Genomic DNA, 12,215 nt, shown 5'->3' with positions numbered 1-12,215 from the left:
CTGTTGGTCCAGCTTCGCACCCTGTTGGTTGAGTTGGGCGCCGTACTTGTCCAGCTTTGCGCCCTGTCGTAGATCGCGTGCACGTCATTGTCCAGCTGGTTTACCTTGCGGACCAGATCTGGCTGCGTGCTCATGGCGTGGGAGCCTAGCGCAAATGAGATAACAGTCAGAAGACCGTCTCAGAGCAGAGCTCCGTTGACCGGTTCGAAGCGGGCTTGGAAGAAGCGCATCGTCGGTGGCTCGTGGACGAACCGGAGGCCGCCGGTGATGTGGTGGCGTTCGTTGTACAGGTCGATGACGCCGGCGGCGACGGCGTCCAGGTGACTTTGCGTGTAGGTGCGGCGGGGGATGGCCAGGCGGACCAGCTCGAGTTCGGGGTAGTGGTTCTCACCGGTGACGGCATCGCGGCCGGCGGAGACGGCGCCGCGTTCCACGCCGCGCACGCCGGCGACCTGGTAGATGGCGGCGATGAGGGTTTGCGCGGGGAATTGGTCGCGGGGGATGTTGGGCAGGATGGCACCGGCGTCCAGGAAGACGGCGTGGCCGCCGATGGGGCGAACCACCGGGACGCCGGCGTCGAGGAGTTTCTCGCCGAGGTATTCGACCTGGCCGACGCGGGCGGAGATGTTTTCCTCGCGGACGGATTCCTCGATGCCGGTGGCGATGGCTTCCATGTCGCGGCCGGCCATGCCGCCGTAGGTGTGCATGCCTTCGTAGACCACGACCAGCCCGCGCGCGGCTTCGGCGAGGGACGGGTCGCGGACGCCGAGCCAGCCGCCGATGTTGGCGAAGGAGTCCTTCTTGGCGGACATGGTGGCGCCGTCGGTGAGGTCACAGATGTTGCGCAGGATGTCGGCGACCGTGCGGTCAGCCTGGCCGGGTTCCCGGCACTTGATGAACCAGGCGTTCTCCACCGCGCGGGCGGCGTCCAGGATGACCGGGATGCCGTGGTGGTCGGCGATCTCCCGGACCTCGGCGAGGTTGCCCAGGCTGATGGGTTGGCCGCCGGCCATGTTCACCGTGGCGTGGATCCAGAACAGCGGGATGTTGTCCGCGCCGACCTCGGCGATGACCTTGTGCAGCTTGTCCGGGTCGACGTTGCCCTTGAACGGAACGTCGGCGTCGGGCTGGTGGGCCTCGTCGATGATGACGTCGTGGAAGATCCCGCCGTTGCGTTCCAGGTGGACGCGGGTGGAGGGGAAGTACATGTTGCCGGGTATGTGGTGGCCGGGGCGGATGAGGCATTGGGCGAGGATGTTCTCGGCGGCGCGGCCCTGGTGGGTGGGGATGAGTTCGGGGTAGCCGTAGTAGCGGGCGACGGTGTCTTCGAGTCGGTAGAAGCTGCTGGAGCCGCAGTAGGCCTCGTCGCCGACCATCATCGCCGCCCATTGCCGGTCGGACATGGCGTTGGTGCCGGAGTCGGTGAACAGGTCGATGGTGACCTCGTCGGCGCGCAGTAGGCAGGTGTTGTAGCCGGCGCGGCCCAGCGCTTGGGTGCGTTGCGCGCGGGTGGTGACCGGGATGGGCTCGACGGCCTTGATCCGGTACGGCTCGACGGGGTACTCGCGGGCCATCAGGTTTGCTCCTTGTGGGTCCAGGCCAGTTGTTGCTCGTGCCGGGCGGTTTCGGTGGGGTCGGTGGGGATGCGGTGCGCGGCGGCGCGCAGCATGGGTGGGGCGGCCAGCGAGGTGACCAGGGCGATGAGCACGACCACGGTGAACATGGCCGGGGTGAGCAGCCCGACGCGCAGCCCGACCAGGGCGATGATCACTTCGACCATGCCCCGGGAGTTCATGCCGGCGCCGAGGGCTAGGCCCTGCCAGTGGGTCATCCGGCTGGCCCGGGCCCCGAGGTAGGCGCCGGCCAGTTTGCTGGTGACGGCCACCGCGACGGCGGCGGTGACGGTGGCGGCGACGATGGGTTGGGCGAGCACGGTGAGGTCGATGCGCAGCCCGATGCCGGCCATGAAGATCGGGGCGAGTACCCAGAGGGTGACGGTGTTGAGCCCGGCCAGGTGGGCGGGGTTGAGCCGGCGCAGCACGGCGATGCCGGCCAGGAACGCCCCAAGCACCGGTTCCAGGCCGGCCCCGCCGGCGGCCGCGCCGAACAGCAGGGTGACCAGTACGGCGTAGGCGGTCGCGGCCGGCGCGGTGTGGCCGGCCAGGCGCAGGCCAAGCCGGGCCAGTGGCCGGCCAAGCAGCGCGGCCGCGGCCAGTAGCGCGGTGGCGGCGAGTCCGATGAGCAACGCGGAGTGCCCGGCACTCGCCGCGGCCACGCTGACCGACGAACCCGCCACGCTAGCGCCCGCCCCGGGGACCCCCGCGCCGGCCGCACCTACACCTCCCGCGCCGGCGGCGCCGGTGGCGAGGGCGGAGACGGCGGCGAGCAGCACCCAGCCGGCGGTGTCGTCCAGTGCGGCGGCGGCCAGGATGAGCTGTCCGACGTCCCGGTGCACCAGGCCGAGGTCGGCCAGTGTTTTGGCGATCACCGGGATCGCGGTGACGCACATGACCACATCGAAGAACCCCGCGACCAGCCCGCGCGGCACCCCCGCCGGCAGCAGCGACTCGGGCAGCAACCAGCCCAGGCCGATGCCCGCGGCCAGGGGCAGCAGCAGCGCCCCCAACCCCACCCGCGCCACGTCACCGGCGCGGCGGCGCAGGAACCCGGTGTCCAGCCGGGCCGCGGTCAGCGCGACCAGCAGCAGCACACCCAGCTGGCTGGCCGCGTCCAACAGCGGCATCCCGTCGCGCGGGAACAGCCGGTCGAACGCAGCCGGGCTCAGCTGCCCGAACACGGTCGGGCCGAGCAGCACCCCGCCGAACAGCTCCCCGGCCAGCGCCGGCAGCCCGAACCGCCGCGCCAGCAGACCCATGCCCAACGCGACGGCCAGCAGCACCGCGAGTTGCGACAGGAAGGTGGCCAGCTGCGGAGCCGGTAACGGGGGTGCCACCCCGGACACGAGCACGGTCAGGCTCGTTCCCAGCTCAACCCGTCGCCGGACACGGTGAGCCCACCCGCCACGGCGGCCGAGTCCAGCGCCCCGTGGTCACCGAGCGCAGCACCAACCTGCAGCTCGGCCCCGGCCGCGAGCAATGAACCGAGGAACCCACCGCCGGGTTTCGCCTCCGCATGGCCAGTTCCGGTGAAGGCGTCGGCGAGTTCGGCCGAGGTGGCGGCGAGCCGGCTCCCGGTGGTGTCGGTGAACTCGTCCCCGGCGACGCCGCCGACCAGGTTGATGAACGACTCCAGGTCGGTGGGTGCGGTGTTGGCGACCTTGCGGGCGGCCCAGAAGTAGGAGTCCTCGGACTGGTGCAGGTCGTAGAACCCGACCAGGAACTCGTAGAACAGCGCGTACTCGCGCCGGTAGCGGGCGTCGAACTCGGCGAACGCCTCCTTTTCCTCCAGCTCGCCGGCCAGGGCGCTGTTCAGCGAGCGGGCGGCCAGCGTGGCGCCGTAGGTGGCCAGATGCACCCCGGAGGAGAACACCGGGTCCACGAAGCAGGCCGAGTCACCGACCAAGATCATGCCGGGGCAGTGGAAGTCGGTGTTGCGGTAGGACCAGTCCTTGCGCACCCGAAGCTGCCCGTAGATGCCCTCGGTCACCCTGGTTGCGTCGGCCAGGTTCTCGCTGATCATGGGGCAGGCGTCGATCAGCTCGCGCATCGCCGTCTCGGGATCGCCCTGTATACGCGCTGTATGCTCCGGGTGTACTACCGCGCCCACGCTGGTCAGGGTGGGCGAGAGCGGGATGTACCAGAACCAGCCGGCGTCGAACGCCACGCACAGGATGTTGCCCTCGCTCGGCGCGGGCAGCCGGGCTCCGCCCTCCCAGTAGCCGAACAGGGCCAGGTTGCGGAAGAACTCCGAGTACACACGCTGTCCACCGGCGTGCGTGTGCAGCCGGCTGGTGTTACCCGAGGAGTCCACCACGTAGCGGGCATACGCGGTGTGTTCAGCGCCGTCGGCGTCCTGGTAGCGGACCCCGGTGACGCGCCCCTCGGGGTCGTCGCCGTCACGCAGCACGTCGGTGACAGTGTGCTGCTCGCGGACGTCGACGCCGCGGCGGGCGGCGTTGTCCAGCAGGATCTTGTCGAAGCGGGCACGCTCCACCTGGTAGGCGAACGAGGTCGGCCCGGCCATCCGGTGCGACACCGCGAAGTCGAACGTCCACGGTTGCGGGTTGGCCCCCCACCGGAACGTGCCGCCGTGCTTCACAGTGAACCCGGCCCGCTCGATCTCCTCGTGCACCCCGAGCAGCTTGGCCACCCCGTGCACCGTGGCCGGCAGCAACGACTCGCCGATCTGGTAGCGCGGGAAGCTCTCCCGCTCCAACAACAACACCCGATGCCCGCGCTTGGCGACCAGCGTGGACACCGTCGAACCGGCCGGCCCACCGCCCACCACGATCACGTCATACTCGGTCATCCGGTCCTCCCAGCAGCATCGGGTCGGTCCACGCCCGCTCCACGAACGCCACGCATGCCGCGCGGTCCCGTTCTGTGAGCGTGATCTGCCAGCCCGCCGGCACCGGATGGGCAGCGGGCCACAAGCAGTACTGGCCGGCGTCGTTGCGCAGCACGTGACACGGACCGTCGAGCGGGTCGGGCCGGCGACCCGGGTCCTCGGCGAGAGCGATGGGGGAGTGGTCCCCCAGCAGCTCGGCCAGCACCGGGGCGATCACGGCCAGCGCCGGCGGGTCGAGCAGCCGGTGGTGACTTGCCGGCAGCGACACGACGCGGGGCGGTTCGCCCAGGTACGGCCGCCAGGAATCCGGGTCCGGTTGTTCACCCGGGTGTTGCGCGGTGAACAAGGTCATCGACCCGTCGAGCACCCCGGGCAGGTGCTCGCGCTGCATCCGCACGTTCGCGCGCAGCACGTCCACCAACCGGTCCGGCCACGGCACGTCGGCGCCCAGCGAGTTCGCCAGCAGCAGCCGCGCGGTCGCCTCGTCCAGCTCGGCCGCCGGTTCGGCTGAACCAGTGGCGGCGAGGGTGCCGCCGTGGCCGGGATAAGCGTCCATTGCGGCCAGCATCGCGACCTGTTGGCCGGCGGCGCGTAAGGCGACCGCGACGGCGTGCGCGAGTACGCCGCCGAAGGACCAGCCGAGCAGGTGGTACGGCCCTCGAGGCTGGGTGCGGCGGATCAGTTCTACGCAGTGCTCGGCCAGTTCGGTCATGTCCTCAAGCGGCGGCTGGTCGGCCCGCAGCCCGGGGGACTGCAGTGCATACACCGGGTGTACAGGCGAGATCACGCCGAGCAGCCGGCCGTACGACCAGCCCAGACCTGCCGCGGGGGGCAGGCAGAACACCGGCGGTCCGTCACCCCGGGGCCGTAATGCCAGGAGGTCCTCAGCGCCGCCCGACCCGGTCCGGTCCAACCGCGCGGCCAGCTCGCGCGGGGTCGGCGCCGCCGCCAGGTCCGGCAGGGTCAGCCGCACTCCGAACACCTTGCGCACCCTGGCCAGCAGCAGCGTCCCGGTCAGCGAGTTGCCACCCAGGTCGAAGAAGTCTTCGTCCGGCCCGCAGGCCCGCGCGCCGAGATCGAGCGTGTCGGCGAACAGGTCGCACAACAGCCGCGGCGCGCCGCCTTCCGGCGCGGCCGGGAAGCGGGTCGGGGCGCGCAACGCGGCCAGGTCCAGCTTGCCGTTCGCGTTGAGCGGCAACCGATCCAGCGTGATCACCAGTGCCGGCACCATGGCCTCGGGTAATCGTGTCCGGGCCCAGGCCCGCAGCGTCCCGGCCACCGCCGCTCCGGGCTCGGCCGGCACCACGTACGCCTCGAGCCGGTGCACCCCGTGCGCGCCCGGCCGGGCGATCGCCCGCACGTCCCGCACGGCAGGGTGCTCGCCGAGCACCGCGGCCACCTCACCGAGGTCCACCCGGTGACCACGGATCTTCACCTGCTCGTCGTCCCGCCCGGCGAACCACAGCACGCCGTCCTCGTCCACGCGCGCCAGGTCGCCGGTCCGGTACATCCGTGAACCGGGTTTCCCGCGTGGATCGGCGAGGAACCGCACGGCGGTCAGCCCCGGCCGGCCCAGGTAACCGCGGGCCACTCCCGGGCCACCCACCCACAGCTCGCCGACCTCACCCGGCGGCACCGGGCACAACCGGTGATCCAGCACCTCCGCGCTGGTACCGGCCAGAGGCCGGCCGATCGGTGGCACCCCACCGGTGAGCGGATCGCTCATCGTGGCGCACACCGTGGTCTCGGTCGGCCCGTACGCGTTGACCATTCGCCGGCCGCCGGCCCACTGGTCCACCAACCCAGGTGGGCATGCCTCACCGGCCACGATCAGGGTGGTCACCGACGGCAGGTCGCCGGGGTCCAGCGTGGCCAGCGCGCTCGGCGTGATGGTCAAGTGGGTGACGGCGCGCCGCGCCACGGTCGCAGCCAGCGGGGCACCGGGCACCAGCTCGGCCGCCGTGGCCAACTCCAATCGGGCGCCCGCACACAATGCCATGGCAATCTCAGAAAACGCCGCATCGAACCCGGTCGATGCGCACTGCAACACCCGGCTAGCCAGCCGAACGGCAAAATGTTCGATTTGCTGTCCGACCATATTCATTACACCGCAGTGCGTAATTAGTACACTTTTAGGCTTGCCGGAGGAGCCGGACGTGAAGATCGCATAGGCCGCATCACCCGCTCGTGGCGCACCCGTTCGGTGGCTGCCGATGTGCCGGCTCGGAGTGTCCTCGGCCAGCTCGTCCGGGCCGAACGTGAGTACCCGGTGCCCCTCGAGCAGTCCGCCGTTCAGCTCACTATCGGTGATGACCAGGGCCGGGGCCGCGTCGCCGAGCATGAACGCCAGCCGCTCCGGAGGATGCGTCGGATCCAGCGGCAGATACGCGCCACCCGCTTTGGCCACTGCATACAATGCGACGACCAGCGCGCTGGTGCGCTCCATCAGCAGTGCCACCAGTCGCTCGGGACGGACGCCCAGCGTGATCAGTCGCTCGGCCAGTCGTTCGCTCAGTGCGTCCAGTCGCGCGTAGTTCAGCGTCGGCCCAGCCCCGCTGACCGCCACGGCCTCCGGCCGACGGCGCGCCAAGGTCGCGACCACGTCATGCCAGAGCGGCTCGGCTGTCTGCTCCATGTGGTGCGTCCCGATTCCCCGACAGACTGTAGAGATCAACGCTATATAGGCTACTTAGTACAAATTAAGGGGTCGAGGATTCGGTGCAGTTTTCATGCGTCCGATACACTGAAGATTAATGTCAAGTGACTTACTTAAGCTATATCAAGGGTTTCTGATGTTTAATGTTCAGTTACTTTCAGTCACCGGGGTGCCAGAGACTCGTTCCACCACCAGGCGATGGTGGGGAAGGGCAGGGGAGTGGGGTTGTCGTCGGTCGGTGCGGCCGTCCGGTCGGTGGCGAACTCGGCGTGTGGCATCGCGGCCGCGGGTTGGTCCAGCGGGTTGGTGTAGCGGGTGCTCAGCGCGGAGGTTTCGATGTTGGACGCGATCCAGCGGCTGAGGCTGAGTACGTAGCGGCGCTGGGCCTCGGTCAGCGAGTCGCCGGTGTGCCGGAGCACCCGAAGGTAGCGGCCCAGCGCGCGGTCGCGCATGGCCATCGCGACCGGGACCGCCCGCTGCTTGTCGTAGCCGTGTTCGGCGGCGAGCACGGTGACCAGGTTGATCGCCGGATCTTCGGTGAGGGTCTCCTTGTAGTCGGAGAACAGGTCGTTGTCCCAGGCCACGATGGTGTGCGCCATGTCGGTGAGGGCGCGCACCGGCGGGTGGCTCAGCTCGGCGTCGGTAAGTTGGTAGCCGCCGACGACGTCGGACAGCGTGGTGTAGAGCTGCACGCCGCCGCCGGCGGTGCGCATGGTGAGGTAGTCGGCCAGGCTGGGCTGGATGCGCCGGCGGGCACAGGAGTTCTTCCAGGCGGCGGCGAGCAGGTACTCGCGGAAGGCGCCGGTCCAGCGGGCGAGCTGCGCCGGGGTGGCGATGGCGGCCACCCGTCGGCGCAGGTCGAACAGCGAGCCGATCCACGGGTCGCTCGGCAGCAGGTCCGGGTCGCCGGTCTCCAGCATGCGGACCAGCTTCACGCTGAGCGCGAGCAGGCCGCCGGCCTGCTCGGTGCAGGTGTCGCGAACATAGGAGTCGTCGCCGTCGATCTGCGAGTCGTCGAAGGTCGTCCAGTGCACCAGGTCGGCCATCAGCTGTACCCGGTCCGGGTCGTCGTCGGGATAGCAGTAGGCGACCAGCTCGGTGAACAGCCAGTCGCGCAGCGCCCGCCGGCGCTCCTCGCCCGGGAAGAAGCCGAAGCCCTGGAACCAGTCCAGGGAGCCCTTGGCGATCAGCTCCAGCTCCGGGTGCATGATCAGCGGCAGCGGGCAGTAGAAGGCCGGCACCTCGAGGGGGAGCATGATCCGTTCCCTTCAGACCGTCGGTTCGGTGGCGCGCATGAGCAGTCCGCGCGGGCGCAGCGACAGCCCGGCCGCCGGCCGCGCCCGGGCCACCGGTTCCAGCCGCCAGCGAGCGCCGATGGCGGCCAGGGTCATGGTCGCCTGGGCCAGCGCGAACTGGTCGCCGATGCACTTGCGGGCACCGAGGCCGAACGGCAGCGCGGTGTGCGTCGAAGTGTCCCGCCACCGATCCGGGTCGAACCGGTCCGGCCGCGCGAAGCCGGTGCGGTGGATCAGATACGGGCTGCACACCACGGTGGTGCCGGCCGGCAGCCGATGGCCGGCCAGCTCGGTGTCCTCGGCCAGGCTCCGAGTGACCAGCCAGACCGGCGGGTACAGCCGCAGCGCCTCGGCGACCACCCACCCGGTGAACCGCAGGCCGTCCAGGTGGGAGTGGCCGACCGGTTGGCCGGCCAGCACGGCGGCGGACTCGGCGTGCCACCGCCGCCGTGCCCGGTCGTCGCCGGCAAGTAGGAACAGTGCCCAGGCGACGGCGTTCGCGGTGGTTTCCGAGGCGGCGAAGAAGAAGGTCATCACCTGGTCGCTGATCTCGGCGTCGGTGATCCCGGGGGTGTTCAGCAGGGCGTCGAGCAATACCCCGGCACCCTCGGCGCCGTTCGCCCGGTGTTCGGCGACGATCGCGCCGAGCCGGTGGCGCAGCCGCTCGCGGGCCCGGCGGTAGCGGCCATTCCCGGTGAACCCGCGCAGCGGGGGCGGGGTGAGCACCGCTCGGGAGGCCCCGGTCAGCACGGTGGTCAGGTCGTCGGTCGCCGCCCGGGTCTCCTCGGCGGACAGGTCGGCGGACAACAGGGTGCGCACCGCGATCGTCGTGCTCAGCGTCAGCATCCGCGCCGGGACGTCGATCACCTCCCCGGGGCGCCACCGGGACACCTCGGCGTGGATCTCGGCGGCGATGACCTCGCCGTAGCCGGCCAGCCGGTCGGTGCGGAACGCGGGTTGCAGCATGCGCCTCTGCCGCCGGTGCCGCGCATGCGGGCAGGTGGTGAGGCCGTCGCCGGCGATCTCCCGGCCCTGCTCGTAGAGCACGCCGCCCTTGTCGAAGACGCGGTCGTTGCGCATGACCTGCCTGGTCAGCTCGGCGTCGCACACCACCACCGCGCGCAGCGGGCCGACGCGCACCCGCACCAGGTCTCCGATGCGCGGCAAGCCGCGGAGGAAGGCCAGCGGATCCCGCAGCAGTGGCACGGCGTGGCCCAGCACCGGCAGCGCTCCCGGGACGGTCGGTAACCCAGCCAACCCGCCACCCCCACCCCGGAACACCAGCCCAAGGGAGATCTTCCTGGCCTGGTTGACGGAGCACAATCCCGATAGCGAATCGATCGCGTGCCCGGGCGGTGTGCTGAAACCGCCGACTCGGTGCGCTGTGAGTGCCGACTCGCGGGGAGCTATTGGAAGCGGAGGGCTTCGATGGGGCGTAGGCGGGCGGCGCGCTGGGCCGGGTAGTCGCCGGCGATCAGGCCGATGGCCAGGCTGACCGCGAACGCCACCGCGATCGCGGCGGGGGAGAGTTCGGGGGCGCCGAAGTCGGGGGCGACCGCCGGGATGATCTGTGCGCCGGCCAGGGTGATGCCGGTGCCGAACAGGATGCCCATTACGCCGCCGAGCCCGGCCAGCACCGTCGACTCGATCAGGAACTGCTTCATGATGGCGCTGCGCCGGGCGCCGATGGCCTTGCGGATGCCGATCTCCCGGGTCCGCTCGGTGACCGAGACCAGCATGATATTGGCCACCCCGATGCCGCCGACCAGCAGAGATATCGCGGCCACCGCGACCACGAACCAGTTCAGGTAGCCGAGGAACTTGTTCGTCTCCTCCAGTTGGCTCTGCAGCGCGGTGACCGTGACGTCCCGCTTGCTCATGTCCTTGATGTTGTGCCGCTCGGCCATGATCTGGTTGATCTGGTCCACCGCCGGGTTCACCCGGGTCACCCCGCTGGCCTTGGCCAGCATGGTGGTGATGGTGTCCGAGCCGCCGAGCAGATAGGCCCGCGCGGTGCCCAGCGGCATCAGCGCGGAGTCGTCCACGCTGCCCTGGGACTTGAGGATGCCGATCACCTTGAAGTCGTTGCGCTGGATGCGGATCTGCGAGCCCATCGCCTTGTCCGGGTCGCCGCCGTACAGGTTGGTGACCAGCTCCGGCCCGAGCACCACCACCCGGGCCCGGGACTTCGCCTGCTCGGAGGTGAACATCTGGCCGCGCACCAGCTCGCGGTTGCTCACCTTGAGGTAGTCGGGGGTGGAGCCGACGACCTGGCCCTGCACCTGCAACCCCGGCCCGGAGTAGACCAGTGCCTTGCCGCTGAGCACCGGGGTGACCGTGGCGATGTCCGGTGCCTTCTCCAGCAGCGCGGTGACGTCGCCTTCCTTGAGGTCGCGGGGCTTGCCGCCGCCCGGGATCGACCCGGACACCTTGTCCACGGTGATCAGCGTGGCCAGCGCCCCGAAGTTCTTGTTGAACCCGGTCTTCATGCCGTCGCCCAGCCCGACCAGGACGATGACCGCGGTCACGCCGATGACGATGCCGACGGTGGTCAGCGCCGAGCGAAGCCGGCTGGCGCGCAGCGCCCGCAGCGCGATGATGGCCGCCTCTCTGATGCTCATGGGTCCACCATCGGCGGCCTTGGCCGGGGATGCGCACCGCATTACTACCTCGGCGGCCGACTCCGCTCGAAAAGACCGGGCGGGTGATTCCTAAGGATGACGGGTGGTCAGCCGACGGATCCAGGTGCGGCTACACGTTTCGGTTCCGGAATGTGCACGACGTGGTTCTGGAGCACTGCCTCGAGGATGTACTCGCGGACCGAGGCGACCGGGATTCCGCCGACGTCCAGCCGGGAATGCACGGAAAGGATTCTGCGGTCGCCGTCCCCGGTCGGGCCGGAGGCCAGCCGGGCGATGTCCGGCGCGCCGGCGGTGTTCCCGTCGGGCGCCAGACTGGGCGCCCTACCCAGCGCGTCGGCTATGCCGACGCAGACCCGCCGCCGGTGCAGCGTGCGCAACGCGTCGCCCAGGCTGGCGCCGTTCCACAGCTGGTCACGGACGTCCGGTTCCAGCGCGGGGGAGCTGATGAGCACCGACGACTCGGCCTCGGCGACCACCGTTTCGCCCGCGCGCAGCAGCACGTGCCGGCGTTGTATGTGCACGCCGGGCAGCACGTCCAACACCGTCGCGTCGTTCGTATCGGCCAGCGTTGCATTTGCCGCGTAGAGCACTTCGGTGCGGACCGCGCGCCCGGTCCATGCGGTCAGGAAATCCGTCATCGAGTCGGTGACGCGCACCAAGCGGATGAATCGCTCTAAGTCCGGCCACGACCCGGGGTTCACATTGAGGAACCTAAATGCCTGAGCCGGATCTGTCCAGAACTTGTTCTAGTCACCCGGCGGTCAACGGCCATAAAGCGGCCAGAAAGCCGTCAAAGAGTCAATAAAAATAGCATCGTTGTCCATGGTGCGGTAGCCACATGTTGTTTCTGTGCAGGCGATCACACGTGATATAGCGGTAATCGTTTACGGGTGCGGTTTGTAGCCTTCGTGTGTCGCGGTGAAGCCCAGGCGCTGGTAGAAGCGGTGCGCGTCAGCAGGGTCTCGCCAAGCCCTCGCCGCGGGCCGAGCTGGCCACCCGGACGCCTTCCACCTGGGCGCGCAGTGCACCCCGGCGGGACAGCCCGGGGAGGACGGAGAGTTGCGGCGTGCCGACCACCGCGCCGTCGCGTGCGGCGACCACCAGTGTTTCCGAGGCGTCGGCGTCGATCGCGGCGAAGGCCGTCCGGTAGGGGGA

The 12,215-nt window shown here is 70.0% G+C and carries 9 protein-coding genes; all 9 read right to left on the bottom strand.

Annotation, left to right across the window (positions count from 1 at the left end):
• Positions 1–179: 179 nt before the first annotated feature.
• Positions 180–1,574, bottom strand: coding sequence for a tryptophanase (locus ABEB12_RS34550; RefSeq protein ID WP_185063281.1), 1,395 nt, complete (start codon positions 1,572–1,574; stop codon positions 180–182).
• A complete protein-coding gene (locus ABEB12_RS34545; RefSeq protein ID WP_185063282.1) occupies positions 1,574–2,968 on the bottom strand; it encodes a cation:proton antiporter domain-containing protein in 1,395 nt (464 codons plus the stop codon). Before ABEB12_RS34545 ends, ABEB12_RS34550 begins: the two co-directional genes overlap by 1 nt.
• A 2-nt stretch (positions 2,969–2,970) precedes the next feature.
• Positions 2,971–4,428, bottom strand: a complete 1,458-nt coding sequence (locus ABEB12_RS34540) for a tryptophan 7-halogenase (protein ID WP_185063283.1) — start codon at positions 4,426–4,428, stop codon at positions 2,971–2,973.
• The gene (locus tag ABEB12_RS34535) at positions 4,415–7,102 is read right to left on the bottom strand and encodes an amino acid adenylation domain-containing protein (protein WP_185063284.1); all 2,688 of its coding nucleotides are present in this window, start codon (positions 7,100–7,102) and stop codon (positions 4,415–4,417) included. The genes ABEB12_RS34540 and ABEB12_RS34535 overlap by 14 nt, the downstream gene beginning before the upstream one ends.
• Before the next feature lie 182 nt (positions 7,103–7,284).
• Positions 7,285–8,379, bottom strand: a complete 1,095-nt coding sequence (locus ABEB12_RS34530) for a terpene synthase family protein (protein WP_185063285.1) — start codon at positions 8,377–8,379, stop codon at positions 7,285–7,287.
• 12 nt (positions 8,380–8,391) lie between these two features.
• Entirely contained in the window at positions 8,392–9,675 is a 1,284-nt protein-coding gene (locus ABEB12_RS34525; RefSeq protein ID WP_185063286.1) for a cytochrome P450, read from the bottom strand.
• Between the two features lie 149 nt (positions 9,676–9,824).
• Entirely contained in the window at positions 9,825–11,039 is a 1,215-nt protein-coding gene (locus tag ABEB12_RS34520) for an ABC transporter permease (protein WP_185063287.1), read from the bottom strand.
• A gap of 107 nt (positions 11,040–11,146) precedes the next feature.
• On the bottom strand, positions 11,147–11,698 hold the full coding sequence (locus tag ABEB12_RS34515; protein ID WP_185063288.1) for a hypothetical protein: 552 nt from the start codon (positions 11,696–11,698) through the stop codon (positions 11,147–11,149).
• A 313-nt stretch (positions 11,699–12,011) separates the two neighbouring features.
• Positions 12,012–12,161: a GNAT family protein gene (locus ABEB12_RS42290; RefSeq protein ID WP_425572301.1), complete on the bottom strand. Its 150-nt coding sequence runs from the start codon at positions 12,159–12,161 to the stop codon at positions 12,012–12,014.
• Positions 12,162–12,215 lie beyond the last annotated feature (54 nt).

Source organism: Actinospineispora eucalypti (assembly GCF_039543365.1).
Taxonomy (GTDB): domain Bacteria; phylum Actinomycetota; class Actinomycetes; order Mycobacteriales; family Pseudonocardiaceae; genus Pseudonocardia; species Pseudonocardia eucalypti.
This window is presented reverse-complemented; position numbering and strand designations above follow the sequence as displayed.